This is a genomic window from Ruegeria sp. CL5 (assembly GCF_056536485.1).
The window spans coordinates 346,835-370,384 of sequence record NZ_JBQFPS010000003.1 but is presented as its reverse complement, the minus strand read 5'-3'; the positions used below and the strand labels follow the sequence as shown (position 1 = coordinate 370,384).

At 52.5% G+C, this 23,550-nt stretch carries 20 protein-coding genes and 1 riboswitch; of the genes, 12 read left to right on the top strand and 8 right to left on the bottom strand.

What is annotated here, in order from left to right; genetic code table 11:
- Nucleotides 1–16 precede the first annotated feature (16 nt).
- Together ACR0IU_RS07775 and ACR0IU_RS07770 are read right to left on the bottom strand one after the other, a co-directional pair.
- Nucleotides 17–259, bottom strand: coding sequence for a hypothetical protein (locus tag ACR0IU_RS07775; protein WP_480715850.1), 243 nt, complete (start codon nucleotides 257–259; stop codon nucleotides 17–19).
- 143 nt (nucleotides 260–402) lie between these two features.
- Complete coding sequence (locus tag ACR0IU_RS07770; protein WP_480715849.1) at nucleotides 403–1,632, bottom strand: AGE family epimerase/isomerase; 1,230 nt, start codon at nucleotides 1,630–1,632, stop codon at nucleotides 403–405.
- 430 nt (nucleotides 1,633–2,062) lie between these two features.
- Here ACR0IU_RS07770 and ACR0IU_RS07765 point away from each other — a divergent pair, with 430 nt between their 5' ends.
- The gene (locus ACR0IU_RS07765) at nucleotides 2,063–5,065 is read left to right on the top strand and encodes an ATP-binding protein (protein ID WP_480715848.1); all 3,003 of its coding nucleotides are present in this window, start codon (nucleotides 2,063–2,065) and stop codon (nucleotides 5,063–5,065) included.
- Here the strand turns inward: ACR0IU_RS07765 and ACR0IU_RS07760 are convergent.
- A complete protein-coding gene (locus tag ACR0IU_RS07760) occupies nucleotides 5,062–6,714 on the bottom strand; it encodes a peroxidase family protein (protein ID WP_480715847.1) in 1,653 nt (550 codons plus the stop codon). The two genes, ACR0IU_RS07765 and ACR0IU_RS07760, sit on opposite strands and share 4 nt — an antisense overlap.
- A gap of 18 nt (nucleotides 6,715–6,732) precedes the next feature.
- Nucleotides 6,733–7,800, bottom strand: coding sequence for a catalase family protein (locus ACR0IU_RS07755; RefSeq protein WP_480715846.1), 1,068 nt, complete (start codon nucleotides 7,798–7,800; stop codon nucleotides 6,733–6,735).
- A 331-nt stretch (nucleotides 7,801–8,131) separates the two neighbouring features.
- Nucleotides 8,132–8,339, top strand: a riboswitch (cobalamin riboswitch).
- 238 nt (nucleotides 8,340–8,577) lie between these two features.
- On the opposite strand from ACR0IU_RS07755, the gene ACR0IU_RS07750 reads away from it, so the two are divergent.
- From ACR0IU_RS07750 to ACR0IU_RS07735, 4 genes are read left to right on the top strand one after another with little or no spacing between them, the layout of a single operon-like run.
- On the top strand, nucleotides 8,578–8,934 hold the full coding sequence (locus ACR0IU_RS07750) for a DUF1636 family protein (RefSeq protein WP_480715845.1): 357 nt from the start codon (nucleotides 8,578–8,580) through the stop codon (nucleotides 8,932–8,934).
- Nucleotides 8,931–9,716, top strand: coding sequence for an ABC transporter ATP-binding protein (locus ACR0IU_RS07745; protein WP_480715844.1), 786 nt, complete (start codon nucleotides 8,931–8,933; stop codon nucleotides 9,714–9,716). Before ACR0IU_RS07750 ends, ACR0IU_RS07745 begins: the two co-directional genes overlap by 4 nt.
- Before the next feature lie 16 nt (nucleotides 9,717–9,732).
- Nucleotides 9,733–10,680 (top strand): ABC transporter substrate-binding protein, encoded by a 948-nt coding sequence (locus ACR0IU_RS07740; RefSeq protein WP_480715843.1) that lies wholly within the window; start codon nucleotides 9,733–9,735, stop codon nucleotides 10,678–10,680.
- 1 nt (nucleotide 10,681) lies between these two features.
- Nucleotides 10,682–11,695, top strand: coding sequence for an iron ABC transporter permease (locus tag ACR0IU_RS07735; protein WP_170780526.1), 1,014 nt, complete (start codon nucleotides 10,682–10,684; stop codon nucleotides 11,693–11,695).
- 151 nt (nucleotides 11,696–11,846) lie between these two features.
- Here ACR0IU_RS07735 and ACR0IU_RS07730 read toward each other — a convergent pair whose 3' ends face one another.
- Genes ACR0IU_RS07730 through ACR0IU_RS07715 form a run of 4 tightly spaced genes read right to left on the bottom strand, consistent with a single transcriptional unit; the run spans nucleotide 11,847 to nucleotide 15,989 of the window.
- Complete coding sequence (locus tag ACR0IU_RS07730; protein WP_480715842.1) at nucleotides 11,847–12,770, bottom strand: hypothetical protein; 924 nt, start codon at nucleotides 12,768–12,770, stop codon at nucleotides 11,847–11,849.
- Nucleotides 12,767–13,492, bottom strand: coding sequence for an O-methyltransferase (locus ACR0IU_RS07725; protein WP_480715841.1), 726 nt, complete (start codon nucleotides 13,490–13,492; stop codon nucleotides 12,767–12,769). The genes ACR0IU_RS07730 and ACR0IU_RS07725 overlap by 4 nt, the downstream gene beginning before the upstream one ends.
- Nucleotides 13,489–14,469: a glycosyltransferase family 2 protein gene (locus tag ACR0IU_RS07720; RefSeq protein WP_480715840.1), complete on the bottom strand. Its 981-nt coding sequence runs from the start codon at nucleotides 14,467–14,469 to the stop codon at nucleotides 13,489–13,491. The genes ACR0IU_RS07725 and ACR0IU_RS07720 overlap by 4 nt, the downstream gene beginning before the upstream one ends.
- A gap of 50 nt (nucleotides 14,470–14,519) precedes the next feature.
- Nucleotides 14,520–15,989, bottom strand: a complete 1,470-nt coding sequence (locus ACR0IU_RS07715) for a hypothetical protein (RefSeq protein ID WP_480715839.1) — start codon at nucleotides 15,987–15,989, stop codon at nucleotides 14,520–14,522.
- Nucleotides 15,990–16,567: 578 nt separating this feature from the next.
- On the opposite strand from ACR0IU_RS07715, the gene ACR0IU_RS07710 reads away from it, so the two are divergent.
- From ACR0IU_RS07710 to ACR0IU_RS07680, 7 genes are all read left to right on the top strand, one after another.
- A complete protein-coding gene (locus ACR0IU_RS07710; protein ID WP_010441613.1) occupies nucleotides 16,568–17,020 on the top strand; it encodes an Lrp/AsnC family transcriptional regulator in 453 nt (150 codons plus the stop codon).
- Between the two features lie 227 nt (nucleotides 17,021–17,247).
- On the top strand, nucleotides 17,248–18,258 hold the full coding sequence (dctP, locus tag ACR0IU_RS07705) for a TRAP transporter substrate-binding protein DctP (RefSeq protein WP_480715838.1): 1,011 nt from the start codon (nucleotides 17,248–17,250) through the stop codon (nucleotides 18,256–18,258).
- 7 nt (nucleotides 18,259–18,265) lie between these two features.
- Nucleotides 18,266–18,808, top strand: a complete 543-nt coding sequence (locus ACR0IU_RS07700; RefSeq protein ID WP_480715837.1) for a TRAP transporter small permease — start codon at nucleotides 18,266–18,268, stop codon at nucleotides 18,806–18,808.
- The gene (locus tag ACR0IU_RS07695; RefSeq protein ID WP_480715836.1) at nucleotides 18,808–20,100 is read left to right on the top strand and encodes a TRAP transporter large permease; all 1,293 of its coding nucleotides are present in this window, start codon (nucleotides 18,808–18,810) and stop codon (nucleotides 20,098–20,100) included. The genes ACR0IU_RS07700 and ACR0IU_RS07695 overlap by 1 nt, the downstream gene beginning before the upstream one ends.
- Nucleotides 20,101–20,117: 17 nt before the next feature.
- The gene (locus tag ACR0IU_RS07690) at nucleotides 20,118–20,522 is read left to right on the top strand and encodes an OsmC family protein (RefSeq protein ID WP_170780519.1); all 405 of its coding nucleotides are present in this window, start codon (nucleotides 20,118–20,120) and stop codon (nucleotides 20,520–20,522) included.
- Nucleotides 20,523–20,571: 49 nt separating this feature from the next.
- The gene (locus tag ACR0IU_RS07685) at nucleotides 20,572–21,768 is read left to right on the top strand and encodes a cytochrome P450 (RefSeq protein WP_480715835.1); all 1,197 of its coding nucleotides are present in this window, start codon (nucleotides 20,572–20,574) and stop codon (nucleotides 21,766–21,768) included.
- A 191-nt stretch (nucleotides 21,769–21,959) separates the two neighbouring features.
- A complete protein-coding gene (locus tag ACR0IU_RS07680) occupies nucleotides 21,960–23,396 on the top strand; it encodes an aminotransferase class V-fold PLP-dependent enzyme (RefSeq protein ID WP_480715834.1) in 1,437 nt (478 codons plus the stop codon).
- The last annotated feature ends 154 nt before the right edge of the window (nucleotides 23,397–23,550 follow it).

Genomic DNA, 23,550 nt, shown 5'->3' with positions numbered 1-23,550 from the left:
GTAATGTCAAAATGTGTCAGTAATCCAATTCGGTTGGGTCCACCTCGCTTGCAGAACTGGCAGAGTTGTCTTCCTCTAATGGCGGACCACCTTTTCGGCGAACCTTTGAAACCTTCTCGTCGCGTTCACTAAGAGTTTGGGGTGTCATCAGGCCCGATGCTTCTGCCCTTTCACCTAAAGCGGAATGGGCAGACGGTTGCGGTCGAACCTCGACACTTCCTTTGCGGGTACTGTGCTTTTTGCTAGCTTGATTTGCCATTCATCTCTCCTATCCGTTCGTTTGTAAACGTATCCGAATTGGCAGGTCGTCAGATGATGTTGAATATGGCTACACTACCAGATTTCCCCCGATTCTTCAATTAAAGGGCTTCTGCACGCTTTTGAATGACAGGGATTGGCAGGTCAAAACGGCAGCATTCTCGATAGGCGACCTGAACGCGGAAACAGGCAGGCCTGCAGGGAATGATAGATGTCTGGTTTCCCGTTAAAGATGGATGTTACGACCTTGCCGTTTTCGTCCACCGCCGGAAACCAGCCGCCATTTTGATGGTCCACAAATCGTTCATTCGCATAACCCCAGAGAGTTCTGTACCAGTGCTCATCTTCTGCTTTTTTATCGATTCTGATCAATGCAGCGACGGCACTGATCGCTTCGGTTACAGGCCACCAGAACCGGTTCTCGTTTGAGACTTGTCCATCAAAGTCCAACGTATAAGCGATGCCTCCGCCGGGAAGCCAGGCATCACGCAGGGCCTGTTCAATCAACTGACGCGCAGAATGCGGTGCGCCGGTGTTCGGGCGACCCGACAGATCCCAATATTGCAGTTGCAACCGTCCCAATTCAAACGAATGTCCCGGAGTTGTACCGGCTGGCCTAAACATCGGATTGCCCGCATATGCGCGATCAATCTGCCAGTCGCTCGTGTAATGTTCTGGCAATCGCCAGTTTTCTTTGGGTGCGACTCTGCCGACAAAGAAATCCAGAATGCGGCCTGCACGGGATAAATACACCTTGTCCCCTGTTGCTTCAAACGCGGTAAGCAGGGCTTCGACACCATGCATATTTGCATTCATCCCGCGATATTCGGAGAACGGCGTCCAATCTCTGTTCCATTCGTCGCAAAACAGTCCCGCTTCTTCGTCCCAAAAATGTGTATCCAGAACCTTTCGAGCGTAAGTCATGAGCCTGTCCGCGCCCGGATGACCTGCCTGCTTTGCGCTCGCCGCCGCAAGAAGAACAAAGACGTGCCCGTAAGCCAGTTTGCGATCATCAACGACGCGGTCACCTTCCAGCGCCCAGAAAAATCCACCAAATTCCGCGTCTCGGTGATAGCGCTCAAGATATGCTATACCGTGGTCAACTATCTTTTCGGCACCTTTAAATCCGAAGAGATGACCCAAGGCATAAGAATGGATCATTCTGGTGGTCGTGTGCAGTTCCTGCACCTCGCCAGGCAGGGGGGTGCCGTCATGATCAAGCAGAAAGAAACCAGACCCATTTCGGCAGCTTGCACTGAAAAATTCAAGCTGATGACGAGCCTGTTCCATCAACCAGTTCTGGTGCTCTGGCGTGTCCAGCCAAAAACCTGTTTCAGAATCCAGCCCGACCGGAAGTAGCTTATCAGTTGTCATTCTTATCGTCCCACCTGCGTTAAACGACGGTGCACGCCGCGTCTCACAATACCGCCATTGAGATTTTTAATGCCGCAATCGCATCAATTCTTCCAGAATGGTAGATGCCTAATTTTGAGGAAACACTACCACCCCCGATTTGTTTGACCAGACCACGGGAGTTTAGGGCAATTTTTGTGTAGTGATTGGTGAAATTGGACCAATGAACTTTCGCACAAGAAGGCAGTTTGCACCTGAGTAACGCTGGACATAGCCAGATAGCCTTGCATCATATAGGCTGTGTTCGCAGCTTACATGTCGCCAGACTGCGATGGCGAGTGCAGGTTTATATGAGGCTTTGCGAGGGGGGCATGTTCTCATTGTTCAGTGTTAGTTCAATTGTGAGCAAACAATCGCATAGTCATGCGATGTCTGAAAACGGTGTGAGCTGATGGTACTACACCCGGCTGGTCCTGATACTGATCTTGGAGCGATGGAGCATCGCCATCTCACAGTCATGATGGTGGATCTTGTCGGATCAACTGTTCTCGCCCAGACCCTTGATCCCGAGGATTTGCTATCGACCACGCTGCGCTATCAGAAATTGGTCGAACATGCCACCAATGCCTTTGGAGGTAGCGTGCTGCAGATCGTCGGTGACGGAGTTTTGGTGGTCTTTGGGTGGCCTTCTTCCTGTGAAAACAATGCCGAAAGGGCCATGCGCTCGGCTTTGCGCATACATTCTGATCTGGCCGAATTGTCTGGCCCGACCGAATTGCAGTGCCGCATCGGAATCGCTTCTGGCGTCGTGCTGGTCGGGGATATTGCACTCGGGAGCAACATCCAGCCGGATGCGATCTTTGGATCTACGCTAAATCTTGCTGCGCGGTTACAGGCCCTTGCTGAACCCGGTGGGACGCTGATATCCGCTGCGACCCGCGCACTGGGGGGCGAACAGCTTGAGTTCGATGGCTTGGGTGCAAAGAGCCTTGCAGGATTTGATCGGCCCGTTCCAGTGTATCGCTTGGCAGGTGAGACCCGAATTCAGGTATTGGACAAAGACCGGATACCTTTGATCGGGCGGGACGCTGAGAGAGCGCAACTTCATGCGGCTTGGTCTGACGTGGAAACCGGCAAAGGAAGGGTAATTTATCTGCAGGGTGAAGCGGGAATTGGAAAATCCCACTTAATCCGAGATCTGCGTACGTCGGTGGGCCCCCAGGCCTGGGTGACGTATCATTGCAGTCCTTTTCATGTGAGCTCACCCTTTTTTCCATTCATCTCACAAATTGAACGCTGGTGCGGAATTCTCGACAGCGACGACATCGCGATCCGACGAAACCGAATGACGGAACATCTGGGCAATATTCTGGATGACGACCAGTTGGGCACCTTGTTTTTTGTTCTCGCGCCAGGACCCGGTGATCATGGACCCGCCAGCGAAGAGGCGCTGCGCGCCGAAATCGTTACGATATTCCGTCGTGTCTTTGAAGGATTAAGCGGCGAAGGGCCGGTGCTTGTCGTGGTCGAGGATTTGCAATGGGCAGATCCGTCGACCCTTTCGGTTCTGCAAGCTGTGGCAGAGCATCTTAGCAAATTACCTGTTCTGCTATTGTTGGCCGGCCGAAACCCTGTCACACGGGCTATGGAAGAAAGCATCCCTTCGCTGCAGATAACTGCACTATCACCGCTGGATGATGACACCGCTGCGGTTTTGGCCGGTGCCGCATCAAAAGCGCAGCTTAGTGATGAAACCATGGCGCAGATCGTGAACCGTGGGAACGGCATTCCACTTTTCATCAAAGAATGCGCGACTGCTATGGCAGCTTCACCCGAACGTGGGCTGGGAGCCATTCCCGCGACACTTCACGACCTATTGGCGCAGCAAATAGACGAGGTGGGTGAATTGCGCCGAACAGCGGTCGAGGCAGCGGTCATAGGTAGTACATTTGGCGTACCTATGATGGCGCATGTCAGCGGCATCTCAGAAGCTGAAGCTGATGAGGCAATACATCAGCTAGCATCAACAGGTTTACTGCAACACTTACCCGGTACAGGGAAAAATGCGAGCGAGGCCTGGCGGTTCAGGCACGAACTGGTACGCGAAGCTGCCTATCAAAGCCTCGTACGGGACCGGCGTGCGCATTTACATCGACGCGCAGCCGAAGCACTGAACGCACAGCCTGAGGCGGCCCGCAAACCGGAACAGATTGCACGTCACTGGGAGTTGGCAGGCGCGCCCGGCAAAGCCGTGGCTGCCTGGATCGAAGCCGCTCGCATAAACCTGCGTCGCCACGCCAATCAAGAAGGCGCACAGCACGTTAGAAACGGACTGCGATTGCTGCAGAAACTGCCTGTCGAACATCGTGATGAGGCCGAACTTTCCTTGCAGTTTTTACTTGCAGCTGCCGAACGCGTCCGGATCGGATATGGCGCGGACTCTGCAATTTCAGCGTTCGACCGTAGCTTTGAACTTTCCAAGAAACTCGGAGATCGACGCACTTTGGTGCGCGCTGGCAGGGGTCTATTTACCGCCGCGATGGTCAAAGGGGATTATCGCAAGGCCGAGCATTGGGGACAGGCGATGATCGATGCCCATGATGATCACCATACGTGCATGGTCGGCAATTACATACGTGGATCAGCGCTTGCACCGCGGGGACAGTTCATAGCTGCGGCAACTGCGCTGGAAAAGGCAGCTTTGCACGCCGAAGCACACGCTGCTGAGGCAGGAAACAGTCCGGATGTCGCGGCGATGTTGCAGATCGAGAGCATGGCTGCCTTGGTCGACAGTTTCCTGGGGAATACTGAACGTGCTTTGGCTCGCGCCAAAAGTGCGGTTGATGCTGCAGGGGCATTGGGGCAGTCGCTGACGGTGGCAAATGCGATGCATTGGCAGACCGAGATCTACATGCAGACCGATCATCCGGATTATCCGCATATGGCAAAGACTTTTGCAAAGATCGTGCGAGACAGTGTTGGCCCATTTTACAACGCGGTTGCAACCGCGCATCTCGCGGGTGCGTCGATACGTTCGGGCGAACCGGCAAAGGGCGTCGCCTTGCTGCAATCGGCCTGGGAAAAAATGCATGCAACTGGAGCCAAGGCGGCAGGTGTTCTTGTCCATACTGAACTTGCGCGTGGCTTACTCGCGCTTGGTCAAATCCCACAAGGTCTGGAAGCAGTTGATGCTGGTTTAAGATTTGCGGATCAAACCGGAGAGCGGAATTACGAAGCCGAGCTAAACCGGATCAGAGCTGCGCTGCTGGCAAAGCAGGAAGACGCTTCTGATGAGGCCGAGGCCGCGTGCCGAACGGCGATACAGGTGGCCCGTGATCAGGGAGCTGCTCTGTATGAGAAACGAGCATTGGAAGATCTGGCCCGTCTGCGACCAGTTGACCCTGAGATTGCTGCACGTCTTGCCAAGCTGAATGATGCCGGGGTTTCGGCCTAGCGCCTTCGGCCCAATGCACAGTCATCCTGGGCAAGATTCAGACCAACAAATTCAGCGACCTGCGCAAATGAAGAGGTTTTTAGCAGCAGCCGATGACCCGTTTGCGAAAAGGTCTTGGCCGAGTACAGGTTCTTTGAGACCATTGGGTTGTTCATGAGTTGCGTGATCGCGTCATACCCCACCATTGACGTCATCAAGTCACCCATAATGACAGTCCCCTTGTGCTGCTCGGCGAACAAGCCCGGAAACAACTCGATCCGGTCAACATTGCAATACATTCTGCTCAGGTCGGCGATTAGCTCGTCGGCGAAGGGCTGATCCCCGACAAGATCCGCGATGCTCGAGTGTACTCGACGTTTAAAATGATGACGATAGGCGTTCAGCGAGGGAAGTCGTGCTTTGCGTGTAAGAGCAATCGTTGCTTCGACCGGTGAGGGCACACCTTCTGCAGGCCTTTCGAACAGAAAATCAGGTGTATTGCGCAGCGATATCCTGGCTGCGGGTTGGCGCGAGAGAGAGCGGATCATTTCCTCAAGTCCCGTTTGTTCGACGAGTCTAGGGTTGAACCGGAATCCAGTCGGCTCGACCTGAGCGCGGTCGATGATGAAACGCTCGGGGATCATTGAATGCCAACGGTACAGCAAGTTAAATTCAATCGCGATTTGGTTTGAATGATGCCAACGCTGCCAGCGGTTGACGCCGACCGGCAGATGAAAAGGCATGTTTGCCACGTGGCTGATATAGTCCTCAATCACCAGCTTGATCAGCAGCGCGATCAGAGTGCACCGCGTGGTTTGGAACACGCGCTCTTTATCCCAACCGTCAGTGCCGCGTTTCTCGCGCCAGAGAAGATCGGCAAATGTATTGTGCGCGCGCATCATCAATGTGTTGATGGCAGTATAGCCGATCGTGCCGTTGCCGTTGTCCAGGCCGGTTGCGTGAAAATCAAGCAGCCTTTGATCGACTTGTTGGCACGTCAGTTCGGGATGCGCGCGTTTTAAGGAGTTGCGCAGCTTGCACGGATCATGCAGGGGCCGCGCGGCATTATCACCCTCGGCGAGACTGCCATCAAATGGCGGGGCCAGCTTAACTCCACCGGATTGATCTTTTTTGAACAGCTTCGGCGGCCACATCTCGCCATTGTCGTCCATCCGAAACGCCAGTCGGTGGGTCATTTCGCCTGTTTCGGGGTCTCTTTCGCGCAGCATATCAGTTTGAAAATCGTTCAACCCGTAGATCTGGCATAAATCGACTTCGTGGTTTGAATCAGTCTGATCAAACGGTCCGGTTGGCCCGAAGGTCCGCAGAAAGCTGTCGGTGAACCATTGCGCGACCGAGATGAATAGAACGGTCGTGCCTTGCGGGCACAACAAGGTAAGCGGGCTGCCATCTATCTGTGTTCTGCGGCGAAATAAGTCGGCCACTTCGCTTTCCGATGGCAGGATCGGCGAAGGATCTTCGGGCGTTGTGTGACGACCAATCCAACGGTTGGAATAGACGCCTGGCCAGCTGGTATAGTCCGCACCCAATGTATAGGGCCGCGGCCGGTGCACCCGCGCTGCATTCGCAAGCCTCATGGCTGAGATATAGCTTGTCGTGCGTGGTGCGATCTTGAACCCAAGATTGATAAGATCATCAATATTCAGCATCTAAATGGCTCCAATTGATCATCGGTTTGGAAAACGGGCGCGGGCGAGGCTGAGGTAAGTCTTAAGTCGGATTGCGTTGATCGGGCCCAGAGGTTTGTGCTCAGCGGTCACACGCCATGGCGAAAATGACAGGGTATCACCATCGAGCGGATCAAATTCTGCATCTTTTTCGATGGTAATATCTGCGATGGGTGTAACCGTGCGATGAAACGGGTCAAGTGGTGCGTCTGGCTTTGGATCGCAGGCCCATCTGACGCGGTTATCGAGCGGATCGAAGTCGCCATCGTTACGCGGTGGTTCGATTATACAGAACTCAAATCGATTGCCGTCACTGGCGACGTCCTGACGGAGTTTCAGGCTGATGCCGTCATGCTCGTCCACCGGTTTAGTTGCTACCTTATGTCGAACGCTGCGGGCGAGGTATCGTACTGTCAGGTCAGTCCCCAGCCGATAGGGCGTCGTTGACCAGAAATGCGCCTCGAATGGCGACTGCATGTAGTTCGAGGCAAAATCGCTCGCAGTCTGAAGGCGTCGCCTGCCTTTTTGTGTGGCAAATGCGCGAAACAGGGCCACCAACCCTCGAACGATCAGCTTCAATGACCAGCTGCGACGCTTATTTGCCGCGTGTTGTAGGGCTTGCAGTGTGGCGATCAGGCTGCTTAGCCGTTCATAATCGTCGGAAAGGTAGCTGGGGAAAGTGTCCCGATCGACAAGAACAAAGTCGAACTCATCGCTGATTTGCGAGATGTTGAGTTGTGAAAGTGCCTCGACGTCGATCAGTTTGGTGCCCGGCACATCAAATAGTTTGACCGCCATTCCATGGGCATCGGTTTTACGATCATCCAGATGCGCACCGTTGGAAAAGCGAACTGCTGCAGAATAACTTGCTGCTTTTTCGAAAAGGCCATGGCGCAACCTTTCCGGCAGATCGTCCCGGATTGTGAAAGTGGCTTTGACACACCCATGGCTACGCCCATGTTGCGCTCTTAACCTTCGACTTTTCCATTTCGCGATCGCTTCAAAATTCTGGTCGATGATATCGTCAACCACGTCTTCAGGTGAAGTGTTTGGCAAATAATGTGTCAACGAACCCCCTTTCCCGAGCAAGCCCAGGCAATAATTAACCTCTACAAATATATCTGACAGCCAACCCCTTCTAAATGCCCGCAGATTAACCCTTTTTGGTTTTTCTTTCAAATGAGGTGACTTATGGCAGCCTTATTGCCTCATTCCTTTCGATCTCAAACAGCCGTTTTCGCGTCAGAATGAAGTATACCGGTCAATAATTGGTGGGGTGGGATCAATTGATTTACGACTTCGAAATGGACGCGGTTGGCACCGTATTCACTAGCGTTGCGTTGGCTTACCTTCGAAGACTTAAGCTTACAGAAAGTTATTGACGCATTTCTTGATCTCGGGCACTCAGGCAGCAGATGGTTCCCAACGATACGTCAGAGGGATGAAAAGGGAATACGGTGAGGTATGCCACGCGGCGCCAATTCCGTAACTGCCCCCGCAACTGTAAGCGGTGAGCTATGCCAAATAGCCACTGACCCCAAGGGTCGGGAAGGTTGGCCAAGCGCGGACCCGCAAGTCAGGAGACCTGCCATCAATTGTTCAACCAACCCGGGGCGGGGCGTCCTGGAAGGAGGTATTGATGACACGTTTCACACGTGTGCACACGACTGGCAGCTTCCGTCTGCGCTTGGAAACAAGCGGAGTGAGAAATGCGAAAATCGCTGATCAATACATTGTCGACAACGTGAACCGCCGACGCGGGGTGCCCAACGCGGTGTTCAGAATACTCAAAGCGTTACGATATAACATTGCAAAAACTTTAATTGCGCAATAAACGGTGGCGAGATGACGAACAATGTTGATCATATCCTTCTTGTCTGCGCGAGCTGCAGAAGTGGCGAAAGTGCAGACAAAGTACCCCAGGCGTTGAAGCATAGATTGCCGAGGGAATTTGTGATCCGCTCTGTGAATTGTATGGCGGGTTGTGAAAGGCCAACCACCATCGGCTTTCAGTCCCTTGGCAAAGCACAATATCTATTTGGTGACATTTCTACAGATGAAGATTTGGACGCGATCGTTGAATTTGCCCATCAGTATCTGCGCAGTGGCGATGGTTGGACAAATGCCTCTGATCGGCCACGGGCATTGTTCACAAAAACTCTCTCACGCCTGCCGCGTATTGAGCTTGAGGAAGTGCTATGACCAAGCAAAGCTTTCTGATTGCCGAAAATCTGGAATATTACGCGCTTAACGGAGATATCTTGTTGCAAGGCGTTTCGTTCGCCTTGGACGAAGGCGCTATTCTTGCGATCGCTGGTCCGAACGGGGCAGGTAAAACAACGCTTTTGAATCTACTCTGTGGTGCCGAGGCACTGGCATTGGGGGATGTGCGTATGAATGGACAAAGCCTCAAGCACCTATCCGCAAAAGAACGCGCCCGCATGATAGCCGTTGTCAGCCAGCAGGAATTTCCTGACGGGCGTCTGTCACTGCGTGATTATGTGGCATTGGGTCAGATTCCCATTCGCGCAGATCGCTCGGCCGAAGATCATGCATGCGAACTGAACCAGATACTTGACCTCACTGATCTGGCTCCATTGGCAGAAAAGAGGATGGCTCAGCTTTCTGGGGGCGAGCGTCAGCGTGCGCATATTGCGCGCGCCTTGGCACAAAACCCCTCATTGCTGTTTCTCGATGAACCCACCAATCATCTGGACCCAGACGCAAAGGGGCGGATGCTATCGCTGGTCGCCGATCTTGGGGTCACAGTGGTAATGATCGTGCACGATCTGGTCATGATCCCTGAATTCGCCACACATGTTGCTTTGATGAAATCCACGCGCCTGACCGGATTTGGCACGGTCGCCGAAGTTCTGACGCCCGAACGGGTCCGTGAAACCTTTGGCGTGGATTATCTGTGCTTTCACCATGAGGGTCGCGTGATACCGGCTCTTGATATCCGAAGAACCACTGTTTCTACATAAACTCAGGAGAATATTGATGAAACACATCTGGTCCGTGGCTTTGGTCACTGCCATTGCAAGCAGCGCTGCAGCGCAGGAAGTCACCGTGGACAATTGCGGCGAACCCCTTGTGTTTGAGACGTTGCCGGAACGGTTGGTCGTGCATGACATGAACATGACGGATATGGCTTTTGCTTTGGGGCTACAGGACAAGATCATCGGCCTCACCGGGATCACCGGCTGGTACAAGACCAGCCCGGAATTCGATACCTTGCGGGGTGACATTCCGGAGCTCGCGCCGAAATACCCCACTGTTGAGAACCTCGTCGCAGCGGACCCAGATTTGTTTTTCGCGGGCTGGTATTATGGAATGAAACCGGGTGGGGATGTGACACCAGACACATTGGAACCCTTCGGGATCAAAACCATGATCCTGACAGAGAGCTGTGTGCATTTGGACAAGGATCGCCCCGAGTCCAGCATGGACCTGCTGTTTGACGATGTTCTGCGTCTTGGCAAGGTTATGCAGGTCGAGGACAAGGCCGAGGCGCTAGTGAGCAAATGGAAAGACGAATTGGCTGCGATCGAAGCGCAAACGACCGAGCTGCCGAAACCTCGAGTTTTCTTGTTGGATGGTCCGGCGGATGCACCGTTCACTGCTGGGAAGTTCGCCATTCCCGATGCTATGATTGCTGCGGCGGGTGGTGAGAATGTCACCCATGACATGGATACAAGCTGGGGGCGTAGTTCCTGGGAAGCCGTGGCCGCATCTAACCCCGAATTCCTGGTGCTGCTGGATTATCAGACCGGCAACGGCGCAGCAGATACCTTCAAATTCCTGCAAGAGCATCCGGTGATGTCGCAGACAGATGCCGTCAAGAATGAGCGTTGGATCGGCTTGCGGTACGAAGAATTGACACCTGGCCCCGCAAATATTGAGGCGATTTCGAAAATGGCTCAAGCGATGCATCCGGGCCTCAACTGATATGGGCCGATTTGGCCTAACACTTCTGCTGGGGGCGGCTATTTTGGCCGCCCTTGTGCTGGTATCCACCATTTACGGAACTACCTCGATCCCGGTGTCTGAGACATTTACTGCTATTATGCGTGGCACGGGTATCGACGACGGCGAGATGTCTCCGATGCACCGGATCGTGTTTGATCTCAGGTTGCCCCGTGCATTGTTCGCCGCTGTGATAGGCGCCGGACTTGGTATCGTTGGCGTCGTCCTACAAACCACGACTCGCAACGATCTTGCCGACCCTTTTCTCTTTGGCTTGTCTTCGGGGGCCGCCGCAGGTGCGGTGTTTGTCATCACCGTAACCGGAGATGTGCTGGGTTTCTGGACACTGCCACTCGCCGCCTTCTGCGGAGGGCTCATCGCGTCGGGCGTTGTATTGGCGCTGGTTCACGGTTTGCGCACAAGTGCGCCAGAGAAACTAATCCTGGCGGGATTGGCGGTTTCATTCCTGTTTTCGGCCATCACCAATTACTTGATATTTGCGGGTGACAACCGCGCTGCCCACTCGGTGATCTTCTGGATGTTAGGTGGATTGGGCTTGGCCCGCTGGGAGACGTTTCCCCTTGTTTGTGTTGGGCTGATCCTGATCCTAACGTATTCGCTGTATCGCAGTCGTTGGTTGGACGCGCTGCTTACGGGGGATTTAACCGCAGCAACTCTTGGGGTCCCTGTTCAGGGATTGAGATTCAGCATGTTTTTCACGGCAGCTTTGGCAACTGCAGTTTTTGTCTCAGTGGCGGGTGTGATCGGATTTGTTGGCCTAATGGTGCCACACATAGCCCGCGGAATTGCGGGACCTTTGCACAGCCACCTTGTACCGACTGCCGCGATTGTTGGCGCTGCGTTATTGACCGGTTCGGATATTCTCAGCAGGCTTTTGCTGGCGCCGCAGGAGTTGCCAGTAGGGATTGTCACGACTTCCATAGGTTCGGTTTTTGTATTTTTACTTTTGTTCAGAACAGCAAGAAACCAGCGGTGAATTTAAGTGACTAACAGCCGCAGCTATCGCTTTCCAGATTTAATAGCACCTCCGCTTTCTGATGGTTGCATTGAGGCTAAAATTGCCTACTTCTCAATAGTTTAATCTATCTAAAAGGCGCAGTCGGGTTACAAGTTTAGCAATCAAATGATCATTCTACTTTTGGCGAGATACGCCACAGAAAAGCGCCGCCGATAAAGAATGCCAGATCACCGAGTGATGTGACCAGGCGGAACAACCCGATTGCAATCAGCGCTTCTGCCTCAGGTATGTAGGCCTGTAAGAAGATGAGCAGAACAAACTCACGTATTCCGATCCCTCCAGGCGCGCCAGGAGTGACATAGCCTAACAGCCAAGACGTCACGGCAATGACTATGATGGCAGGGTCATAGTCACCGGAAACCAATCCAACCAATACCAACAGAGTAAAGCCCATGGCCAAGAAGAAGAAGGAAGCAAGCAACAATCCGTAGATAAGCCTTTGTCGCGACGGCGCGTTGGGGAGTGTTCGAAGTTTTCTTGTAATCAGTATGATCAGCAAAATGGCAATAACCATCGCTGTCGGTACAAGCCAATGAATAGGTATGACCTCAGATATTTCGAGTGAGTGGGGAGCTGCACCAAATGTAAATCCAATTAGAGCGAAAAGCCCCGCGACCAGAATAAGAGTGCAAATTTCAAGAATATTTGCGAGCGCCAACCCACCCTGACTTGCTCCATGGTCAGCCATAACGATATGTCGACCCAAATATTGAAACACGTTTCCCGGTAGATATTTCGCGATCTGCGTTTTGGAGTAGGTTGAAAACGTCAGTGCACGTGAAAATGTTTGGTCTTGCGTTCCCTGGACCAGCCCATGCCAAAGCTCGGCCAATAGCAGCAAAGCGGTTGCATAAAAAAATATTGCCGCAAATACGATTGCCCACGCCTGCCATCCAGGAGACCAAGCCGCAATTTGGGACCAGTGCTGTGAAACCGCGACGGTAAAATAGTACAAAGTCACGGCAACAATGGCCCAGCCTATCACGCGTAGCGCGCGGCGCTGTCCACGCCCTAACTTGTTTGGAAGTGTCATTTCTCTGCTACAGGGGAGGGTTGGATCAGTGTCGTTTGATCGGGGTAGGGCAGTGATGGAACGCGCCCCCGGTAGGTCTTGATCTGTGCCTCCACCGCTTCAATCGGGCTGCGATACTCCCGTCTGCCAGAGTTATCAAATACGATCATGCCACCAGGTGCAACGTGTGCTATCGCGTGCCTCAAACAAGCTACCCGTGCGCGTCCGTCTATGATGATGACGTCGAATGGACCTTCTGCGCCTTCGATTGCAGTGACATAATTTTCGAAGCTGCGCGAAGTATTGCCAGGTTTTTTTGATCCGTATTCTGGATTGTAGTTGGCATCGGGCTCAATCAGCCTCAATTCAACGTTGGAAAACGCGCTCAGCCGGTTGGAGATTACAAGATGCCAATCGACATCATGTTCGACACTGGTGACATGATGAGCGCGCCGCGCGGCCCAGATTGTGCTTGCACCGCTGCCGTATTCAAAAACGCGTGGGGTGTTTCGCTGGGCGAGAAAAGCGTCGACCTTGTCGATGGCGCCATAACTCCACCAAGGCACGTCCAGATCAACCATTGCATCAATATCGTGAATGGCAAAAAGGCTCAGCCACCAATGAGCGCGTCGATCCGGAAGGCGTCGTTGAAGCGCGCTATAGACCCCGGCAGTGCGGGCAATTTTGCCCGCTCCTCGAAGGGTTGAAACATAAACTGACTTGGCGATACGAGAGGCGGTCATTCTTCCATGTCCGATCGCTTGCATGAGACCTGTGCGGAAGCCAGTTCCATACGGCGTATAGTTTCCAATGTCTGCTCCTGCAGCCGCCGATTAACCGCAATCGCATCGGCCAGAAGCGCGACCGCAAAATTGATTACCCCCAGAACGATCAGAACGCCACCCAGAACGAGAGATTGAATGTTTCCCTGTCCCTCGCCCATCATGAATAGAACGAGGAAGCGAGCGATTGGTAGCAAGCCGAAGCATATCAAAACAACGCTTATCAGCGTAAAGAATTGTAAGGCCCGATGCATCGCGTAAGACCGCAGCATCGTAAACACCTGTTTACGGATAAAGCTGCCCATACTTTTTGCCAGTCGCGACTCGCGCAGCTGTGGGTTCGTGCCCACGGGAACAGAGACCACACACAGATCGCTGTTTCCGGCTTGGATGAGGGTCTCTACCGTATAACTGAAGCTGGAAACTACGTTGGTGCGCAGGGCCGCCTCACGGGAATAGGCACGAAAGCCTGAAACTGCGTCTTCTACATCCAGGCCGGACATTCGACGCACGACAGCGCTGCCGAGCTTTTGCAAACGCTTTTTTAACGGGCTAAAATGTGTGATCTCGGAGGTGCCGCGGTCGCCTACAACGATATCAGCTTGATTGTTTAGGATCGGTTGCACCAGATCACGGATTGATGCCCCTTGGTACTGATTGTCACCATCAGTGTTGACGACAATGTCTGCGCCACGTTCAAGGCAAGCCCGAAGCCCATACGAAAAACTACGCGCCAACCCTTTGTTGCCCTTATTTCGCAATATGTGATCGACGCCGCAGGCCTTCGCTATCTCAACCGTTTCATCGGTAGAGCCGTCATCAATGATCAGAACTTCTACTTCATCGATACCATCAATCTGACGGGGGATGTCAGCGACAGTCTGGGCCAAACTGCCTGCCTCGTTGAAGCATGGGATTTGAACGATGAGTTTGGTCATGATTTTTTATCTGTTATGATTATAGGTGAAGTGGCCTGCGCGTGTTTTTTCTACATGTATGGGTCCGTTGCTTGCGTGCACTCACCAACGATTTCTATCTGCGATGGCGCATGGCTGTCGTTCCGAACATACATCAATCCAAAATACAACTGTTTGAAATCTTGTTTTTCTAAGTTGCAATAGTTGGGTGGAAGCTCCCTCCCATATGTTTCGAAGTAGGCCATCCAACTTGCCAAAGTATCTCTGGCAGGTGGATTGAGTGATATACGCTCGTCATCTATCTGGGGCGACATCGCTCGGATTTCTCTTTGATAACTGAAGTATCCGATGGTCAGGTACATCAACGCGATAAGAACCAAGAAGCGTAAGTCGCGCAGAACACGGCCGACTCTCATCTCGCGTGCGACATAGACCAAGGCAAATGCCGAGAACGGAAGTAAGATCGCAACATAGCGAGGCCTAAGGGGCTGCCCTAAACGCAGAGGATCAAATGACACTATGAAAAAGGAGGTCAATACGACAAAACTAAGCGCCGTTAGGGCGATTGCGAAGGCGACCCGCCCCGTCGAATTCGAGAATGGCGAGACAAATCCCGAGATCACAATCGCAACAAAAGCCAAGATTGAAGGGATGTAGACTGGCACATGCACAGCCAGAACCCGATACCAGCGCGATATGATGCCCGCGTCCCAGAGCGTTTCTTGCTGTTGCACGTGAGATGAGGACTCAAACATTATCTTCAGGTGATTGCTTCCGCCCACTAACAGCTCAAGCAATCTGCCTCCGACCATGATCTGGCCTTGAAGGGCGCTGAGAGCGATGGCCTCGATTACATAGAATATCAGGCAAATGGCTGTGAGTTTGAATGCAGACCTTGGTCCGGCCAAAACCCAGACCGCGATAAAGAGGCCCGGGGCAAAAAAGATATTTGTTTCTTTCGCTCCATAGAGCCAGAACAGGCAAAGCGAAAGCCAAAGCACCAACCCGCGTTTGGTCAGCTTTTCATCAATGAAACGCTGGAAGCCAAATGCAATCAACGCCAATGGAAGAAGGCCCGCCCCGGTTGGCAAAAGCTGGAACAATGCGCGATTGAGCTGAGGATCCAACGCCCAGAGTATTGCCAAAGCGGAAGCCACCTTCAAACCGAAGTGGCGGTAATAGAGGTTCAGAAAAATACTGGCTGCGAGTGCCGCAGGGATAAAGGTCGAAAGATAATAAAACGCGACCGAGTCTCCGAAAGACCAAATTAGCGCCAGGGGAAATAGCCAGGTCCCCCACCGAAAAAAGTGATGGCTGGCGTGTTCATTCGCACGGATAACCTCTAGCGATCCCTCGGACAAATCCTTGGCCAAAAACCACTTTCGTGCAGCGTCTCCACCAACCTCGGGTGAAGGCAAAAAGTATATCAACTTGAGCAACTGAAATGCTAAAAACAAAGAGATTAGAAGGAAATAGACCTGTCGAGAGTAATCGGAGGTTGATGTGATGGAAGACGCCGAGACATCTATCTTATTGGCCAAAAGACACACTCCAACGTGGCGACAAGAATTCGACCTCCAACTTAACGCGGATCAAATGCTCGGCTTTTGCAGCAGACCCCGCGTCTGAGAACAGCGACCAGTACCGTATTAGTGTTTCACACTTGATTGTTATTTGACGATTGTGTCAACGCCTGTCGCGAACGATGTTCCGAGGCGTTTGAGATGTACACTATATGCACAGCTCAATGAGTTGCTTTCCCAGAACCTCGTCGGGCAACTAACGACCGTGTTCGCCAATGCAGGTCAGTGTAGTGTACTAAAATAACGCTCTTGAGAAGGCGTCGCTTATCACGCGAGGTTTGTCGGGAGATTCTGGAAAGATAGGCTCTAGACAGGTCATCTACCTTTGGCCGAGCCGGATAGTCAGGCATATTCATCGCTATTATTAAGCGCGGTGCTTCGTGCAACTCTATGGAAGTCAGTCTGGCACTTGATAGGGCTCGATTCATTTCGTGGGGTCAGAGAAATCGTGGCAGTCCCAATACAATTATGTTGTATGTAAGATATCCCTGTGTTTTTGTCGTTTTGTGGGTCAATTGAATGAATTGCGTGCGTATATGGATGACAAAGACTTAAAAATCATTGAGGCATTGCAAAAGAACAGTTCTCTTTCTCAGCGAGAGCTTGCCGAAAAGGTCAACTTGTCTCAGAACGCCTGTTGGCGACGCTTGCAGCGGTTGAACGAGACCGGCGTAATCGTTGGTTCGACGGTGCGCGTTAACCGCGAGAAACTTGGCCTCGGCTTGGTAGTCTTCATGATGGTGAAAACGCGCCATCATTCGACGGAATGGCTTGATGCATTCCGCCGCGCCGTATTGAAAATTCCGGATGTCGTAGATTTTTTCCGGATCGGGGGAGATTACGACTACATGATAAAGGTCATCACTGAGGATATGAACTCGTATGATCTAGTATATCAGCGCTTAATTTCAGAAGTAGAGCTTGACTCGGTTACCTCCTATTTCTCTATGGAAGCAATTGCTGAGCAGCGGCCATTAAAAATCTCTTGAACTTTGATATTCACGTGAACAGCCCGATTTGGTTGGTCCAAACTAATTGTAAGTGCATGATTGGATTGTTTTCGATTGGGAAGAATCGCACTAGGGGCGATCGCAAGCTTTAGGCGAAGTTTTCCCCATTCTTGTGGTCACATACACAGGATAATCTGAAATCGGTTGATATTTTGGTGATAATATTCACCAGGTCGCAGATATCATTTCCATCAGGAGGACACGATATGAATAGACTTATCCAAGCTGCCGCATTCGGTATTTCGGGTATAGGAGCAGCCATTTCGCCAGCGATGGCCGATGAGTGGCGCTTTAACAACTTTCTTCCGGAAACGCGCCCGGAAACGGCTGAGCTGGAGCAATTCGTTGAAGACGTGAACGGCGCGCTCGCGGAAGGTTCTGAGATTACTCTCTACAGCGGCGGTTCGCTGGGTTTGCCCAACACGGATACCTTGCGTTTTTTGCCCAAAGGCGCAGTGGAAATGAGCTTGATGTGGGCCAACTATTTAGGGCGTGACGCTCCTGCGCTAAGCTCCGTAGTTGTTCAGGGCACCATCGGTTCAATCGAGGAGTTCGAAAAAGCAATCCCGACAGTCCGCGATATCTATGAAGAAGAGTTTGCTGACTGGGGTGTGTCCTCAGTGGGTTATGTCGCAATCCCGATGCTGTCGGTTTCAGTTTTCTGCCGGGATGAGCCCGTGCGCACCCTTGAGGATCTGAAATCAAAGAAGCTGCGTGTCTGGGCGCGTGATCAGGTCGAAACCTTCACCCGTCTGGGTGTTGCCGCGCAGATCATCCCACAAGAAGAAATGTATGTGGCGCTCAAGACCGGGGTCGTTGACTGTGCCCTTTACCCGGCGCTCTATGCGCATACGGTCTCGTTGCAGGAAGTGGCCAAGTATGCGTCATTCCTTTATCCGATGGCATCCGGCCCATACGTAATCGGTGTGGCCACCGACAAGTGGAACGCGACGGATGAGGCGACCAAAGCGGCGATCACTGCAGCAGCAGATGATTTGTGGGACCGTACCAACCAGTATGAAGATGACTTCGAGCGTGAGCTTGCTGCCCGTGAAAAACTTGGTGAAGAGGGAGTGACCTGGGGTAAAGACTTCTCTGACGAAGACCGGGCCCTCTTTGTGTCCTCGGTAACCGAAACATGGAAAATGCTGGCGGAAGAAGCTGGTGGAAACGCACCGGCCTACCGCGAACGTGTTCTGACCGCTTTGGGCCGCTAATTCAAAGATGGCAACAAGTTTAAATCACTTTATCGCGCGGGGGCTGGATCGTCTGGCCCTTGCGTGTGCGGCGGCATCAGCACTGGGAATGATAGCCATTGTTGGCATTATCGTAACCAGTGTCCTGATGCGTAAGTTTGCCAACTCGCCTCTTCACATCACAGAGGAAGTGGTTGGACTGTTATTGAGTGTCTCGTTATTTTTGGGTTTGCCGATGGTCACCTTGCGGGCCAAACATGTGCGCGTTTCGCTGTTGGCCGACAGGCTAAAAGGCAAGATGCATGTCGTTGTGCAGATAGCCGCGCTGCTGGTTGGTATAGTCTTCTTTCTCTGGTTGATCGTCGAGACGATTCCTTGGTTCGAGTTTGCTTTCAAGCGCAATCTCAAGACGGAAACCACCCGGATTCTGCTCTATCCCTGGATGGCGTTAATGCCGATCTCTCTGACGCTAACCCTATCCATTTTTGTGGCCCGTTTGGTCGGTGTTCTGGACCGAGTGGATGACTCAGAAGCAGATATGGAACAAAGCTTTACCGACGAGGCCCGCTAATGTCATTTTGGCTTACTCTGATTGGGGTGCTGGTCGCCACCGCCGGTACTGGCGTCGCTTTGGGAGCCGCATTGGGCCTGACTGGGCTTATTATCCTTTACTTTTTCTCAAACGGCGCGACCTCGCTTGCAATCGACGCAATCTGGAGCGTTTTCAACTCGTTCACACTCAGCGCAGTGCCAATGTTCATCTTGCTTGGTGAGGTGTTGCTGCGGAGCGGAATCAGCGAGAAAGCCTATTCCGCATTCTCGCCTCTATTTCGGCGAATTCCAGGTGGGTTGCTGCACACTAACATTGCGGTTTGCACATTGTTTGGAGCCGTCAGCGGCTCGAGTCTTTCGACAGCAGCCGCAGTTGGATCGGCTGCTTATCCCGAAATGTCCAAGCGCGGCTATGACAAAGACACCGTGGTTGGAAGTCTGGCTGGCGGAGGCACGCTGGGGCTGCTGATACCGCCGAGCCTATCTTTCTTGATTTACGGCGCATTGACGGAAACCTCGATCGGCCGCCTGTTTGCCGCAGGCATTATTCCGGGCTTCCTAGTTGGTCTGATGTTCATGGCATATCTCTTCGTCAAATGCTCTCGCAACCCGTCGATCGCTCCACGTGACCAAGAACCGGTATCGTTGTGGCAAGTCTTAGCAGGCTTCAAACAGATTTGGCCACTTCTGGCCCTGATTTTCGCGGTGATCGGCAGCATTGTGGGCGGTTTGGCAACGCCAACCGAAGCCGCAGGTGTGGGCGTTGTACTGGCAGTCATTATCTCTTCGATTTGGGGGGATTTGACCTGGAAGAAATTGGTTGAGGCGGTGTATCAATCCGTTCTGTTGTTCGCTGCAGTTGGTTTTCTGGTGCTGGGCGCAACCATTTTGGCGAAATCCACAAGTATCCTGGGTGTCCCTCAGCAAATTCTCGAGGTGGTCGCAGAAAGCGGCATGGGAACCTACAGCGTGCTGTTAATCGTCGTTCTGATTTATCTGATCCTGGGATGTTTCTTCGACGGATTGTCCCTGATGATCATGACGTTGCCGGTGGTATTCCCGCTCTTGACGGGCTTGGGGTTTGACCCGATCTGGATCGGAGTAATCATCACCATCGTGATCGAGATTGGACAGGTCACACCCCCGGTGGGACTTAATCTTTCTGTCCTGACGGCGCTGACCAATAATGAAGTCAGCTTGGGACGCGTTGCGGCGGCAACAGTGCCTTACTGGTTGATCCATTTGTTCGCCATTCTGGTGCTGACGATGTTCCCTGCATTGGCGCTTTTCCTGCCAAATCTGCTATTCTGATAAAGGAGCTCAGCCCTATGGTTCTGAAAGTGAGGCCCAAGAGTTTCGGACCGGTCTTTGTGTTCTTCGATGGAAGTGCACAACTCAGCTATGCCTATGGGGATACTGACGACATTACTCCTCATCCGCCGCATGAAACTCCCGTGGACACGATGATTGCTTCGCTTGGTTCATGTATCATACGCTCAGTCGAGTGGGCGGCTGCGCAACGTAAATCGCAGTTGAACCCTTTCACAGTCAAAATTGTAGGCACCAAGTCTCCTGAATTGCCCGGTCGGTTGGAGAAGGCCGAGATCACGATCATCGGCGATGTGGTGGATGATGAGGTTATGGCCACCCGCATCTTGAAGCAGGCCAAAGCTATTTGCACTGTCAGCAACTCATTGAACACCGAAGTCGAGATCAATATTCAGGCGGTCTGATCGCCTGAATGCCGCTGCGAGCCAATTTCTGGGTACAAGGAGCAGAGCCATGACTGAAATCTCTGCTGCGAGGCACGAAGTTCCCGTAGATTCCGACACGACCCTTGAAATGCTCGACAGAGATCCAGCCTCTGTCTATCGGCGTTTGCGGCGCGAAACGCCTGTGGTCCGGATAGAGGCGATCGGCCGGATTGTTTTGACTAAGGCAGACGACACCTATCTGGCCAAAACGGATACACAACATTTTCATTCCTCCGATTCCAGGACGGCAATGGAACGAGCGTTTGGTGGCAATACGTTGATGCGTAAAGATGGTCTGGCGCATCTGAACGAGCGAAATGCAATGGTGGAAACCTTTCATGCTCGCCACTTTTGCGATACTTGGAGTGCTAGGTTCCAAACAGTCGCTGAAGCGGCTGTATCCGCTTTGCGCGATCAGACCAGAACGGACCTTCGCCAGACCTTGGCAGCTCCGTTATCGGCGCTCTACCTGCAACACGTTTTAGGCATCCAGCCTGACGATCAGGATCAACTTTTTAGTTGGGCGAATGCCTTGATCACCGGGGCCATGAACTCGGGTTTTGACCCGGCCGTATTTGCGCTCAGCGATCGTGCCAACGATGAAATGAACTGGTGTTTTGACAGGATGGTCGATTTTCATCGCGAAAACCCCAATCCTTCCGTTTTGTCAGTAATGGTCAATGCGCCTAATCCACTTTCGCTGAGTCAAATACGCACAAATCTGAAAATCTGTATCGGGGGTGCAGTGGTCGAAAGCCGCGATGCGATTTCAACCACGATCCACGGGCTTCTACGCAATCCGGATCAGCTAAATCACTGCATAGAATCCGATCGTTGGGACTTGGCATGTGAGGAAGGGCTGCGCTGGGTTGCCCCTATTCAGGCCAGCCCACGTATAGTTGCCAGTGAAATTGCCCTACGCGGAGTAACGTTGCCTAAAGGTGAAACAATCATGGTTGTGCAGGGCTCGGCCAATCATGATGAAGACTACTGGCAGGACCCTCATCTCTTCAATATTCATCGCCCGCTTTTTGCAAACCAGACCTTTGGGTTGGGTCCGCATCGGTGTATGGGGGGCGATCTGTATCGTCGACTGGTAAGCGATGCGCTGCTGCCGTATTTGTTCCGGTGTTTTCCGAATATGCAGGCCGATCCCTCGCGGGAAGTAGAGTTCAGGGGTTTTGCTTTTCGTGGCCCGACTTCACTGCCGGTTTTTCTCCGTTGAGTTTGACAAATGCGGAGGTAGCGCTAAACGAGCGCCTCGATAACGGTGTGGCAGAAACTTAGAGTTGGCGAATTAACCCAATAATGACCCTATTATTCGTTCATAATTATCGATTGTTATGCCAATGGTGATAACTTTGGGTCATATTTTTCTATCGTTGCATATAAAATACTCATCAAAGGAGTATTCTCATGTCGCTTGCAGATTTTCGTAGTTCTCTAAAATCCGATAACCTTGTTCGCAACTTGCGCGAAGGCGTAATTGGTGACGGGGCAAGCATCCCGGGCCTGTTTGGCGATGTATCACTCGTTTACGCAGATTATGTTGCCTCCGGACGGGCTCTTGCTCAGGTTGAGGACTATATCCGAGATTCCGTGCTGCCCTATTATGCCAACAGCCATACCGAAGCATCGTTCTGCGGTTCCTTTATGACCCGTCTGCGCGCCGAAGCCCGGGCAGAAATCTCGCGTCTTACCAATGCTGCAGGGTGCAGCACGATATTTACCGGTTCTGGTGCTACTGCAGGCCTTAACCGGCTTGTCGCGCTGTTTGGTATCAACGACGCTGCCAAGGCTGTTGTTTTTATTGGTCCTTACGAGCACCATTCCAATCTGCTGCCATGGCGTGAATCAAAAGCTGAAGTAGTGGAAATCCCCGAAGCCGCAGAAGGTGGCCCTGATCTGGCGCTGCTTGAAGCGGCATTGAAGGATCATGCTGACGCTGACGTCAAAATCGGCAGCTTTTCGGCAGCGTCCAATGTCACGGGTATTGTCACTCCGACCGATGAGGTCACGCGCTTGCTCAAGTCCCATGGTGCATTGTCGGTCTGGGATTACGCAGGGGCTGGTCCCTATCTGCCGATTGATATGAACCCCGCAGATGATTGCCAAAAAGACGCAGTCGTTGTTTCACCACACAAGTTTCCGGGGGGGCCTGGAGGCAGCGGGGTATTGATAGTGCGCGATGATACTGTTTGTCTGGATATCCCATCGTGGCCAGGAGGAGGGACTGTAACCTTCGTGTCGCCGTGGGATCATCGGTACTCGTCCGATATCACAGCCCGCGAAGAGGCAGGCACCCCCAATGTTATTGGTGATATTCGCGCCGCGCTGGCCTTTATCGTCAAAGACGAAATTGGTCAGGCCTTCATCTCTGCACGCGAAGCAGAGATGAACGAAATGGCATTGAAGGCGTGGTCAAAAAACCCGCAACTGACCCTGTTGGGCGTTGATCATCCGCATCGATTGCCAATCTTTTCATTTCGGGTGAGCCGTGCTGATGGATCGCGTTTCCACCACCAGCTTTTTACCCGAATGCTAAGCGACGTTTATGGTATTCAGGTACGAGGTGGATGTGCCTGCGCAGGTCCGTATGCGCATCGGCTTCTGGAAATAGGACAACCTGAATCCGAACAGCTATTCAGCGATCTGCGGGATGGAAAAGAGTTGCTTAAACCGGGTTGGGTACGTCTGAATTTCAGTTACCTGATGGATGACGCGAAAGTTCAGTACATCATCGATTGTGTGAACGAACTGACCGGTCGTCTCGACGAGTTGGAAGTGCGTTACATGTCCGATCCAGCAACCGCTCGTTTCGCCATCAATTCCGACGCGCTTGAAGTGGCGTAGTTGGCGATATCGAGAACTTACGGCGGTCGGACCTCCCTCCGTGGGTCTGGCCAATTTTCTTACTGTCTGATTGTGACAACAGCCGGGAACGGGTCGTTTTGCAACGATTGAAATATCGAAGTTCAGTTTCTATCACACACGGGGGCTTGAACAT

Bases quoted from the DNA above. Each gene is read 5' to 3' on its own strand.
- ACR0IU_RS07735 (WP_170780526.1), top strand. From the start codon at position 10,682: ATGGGCCGATTTGGCCTAACACTTCTGCTGGGGGCGGCTATTTTGGCC.
- ACR0IU_RS07770 (WP_480715849.1), bottom strand. From the start codon at position 1,632: ATGACAACTGATAAGCTACTTCCGGTCGGGCTGGATTCTGAAACAGGT.
- ACR0IU_RS07700 (WP_480715837.1), top strand. From the start codon at position 18,266: ATGGCAACAAGTTTAAATCACTTTATCGCGCGGGGGCTGGATCGTCTG.
- ACR0IU_RS07760 (WP_480715847.1), bottom strand. From the start codon at position 6,714: ATGCTGAATATTGATGATCTTATCAATCTTGGGTTCAAGATCGCACCA.
- ACR0IU_RS07685 (WP_480715835.1), top strand. From the start codon at position 20,572: ATGACTGAAATCTCTGCTGCGAGGCACGAAGTTCCCGTAGATTCCGAC.
- ACR0IU_RS07740 (WP_480715843.1), top strand. From the start codon at position 9,733: ATGAAACACATCTGGTCCGTGGCTTTGGTCACTGCCATTGCAAGCAGC.
- ACR0IU_RS07690 (WP_170780519.1), top strand. From the start codon at position 20,118: ATGGTTCTGAAAGTGAGGCCCAAGAGTTTCGGACCGGTCTTTGTGTTC.
- ACR0IU_RS07725 (WP_480715841.1), bottom strand. From the start codon at position 13,492: ATGACCGCCTCTCGTATCGCCAAGTCAGTTTATGTTTCAACCCTTCGA.
- ACR0IU_RS07775 (WP_480715850.1), bottom strand. From the start codon at position 259: ATGGCAAATCAAGCTAGCAAAAAGCACAGTACCCGCAAAGGAAGTGTC.
- ACR0IU_RS07710 (WP_010441613.1), top strand. From the start codon at position 16,568: ATGGATGACAAAGACTTAAAAATCATTGAGGCATTGCAAAAGAACAGT.
- dctP (WP_480715838.1), top strand. From the start codon at position 17,248: ATGAATAGACTTATCCAAGCTGCCGCATTCGGTATTTCGGGTATAGGA.
- ACR0IU_RS07750 (WP_480715845.1), top strand. From the start codon at position 8,578: ATGACGAACAATGTTGATCATATCCTTCTTGTCTGCGCGAGCTGCAGA.
- ACR0IU_RS07765 (WP_480715848.1), top strand. From the start codon at position 2,063: ATGGTACTACACCCGGCTGGTCCTGATACTGATCTTGGAGCGATGGAG.
- ACR0IU_RS07745 (WP_480715844.1), top strand. From the start codon at position 8,931: ATGACCAAGCAAAGCTTTCTGATTGCCGAAAATCTGGAATATTACGCG.
- ACR0IU_RS07695 (WP_480715836.1), top strand. From the start codon at position 18,808: ATGTCATTTTGGCTTACTCTGATTGGGGTGCTGGTCGCCACCGCCGGT.
- ACR0IU_RS07730 (WP_480715842.1), bottom strand. From the start codon at position 12,770: ATGACACTTCCAAACAAGTTAGGGCGTGGACAGCGCCGCGCGCTACGC.
- ACR0IU_RS07720 (WP_480715840.1), bottom strand. From the start codon at position 14,469: ATGACCAAACTCATCGTTCAAATCCCATGCTTCAACGAGGCAGGCAGT.
- ACR0IU_RS07680 (WP_480715834.1), top strand. From the start codon at position 21,960: ATGTCGCTTGCAGATTTTCGTAGTTCTCTAAAATCCGATAACCTTGTT.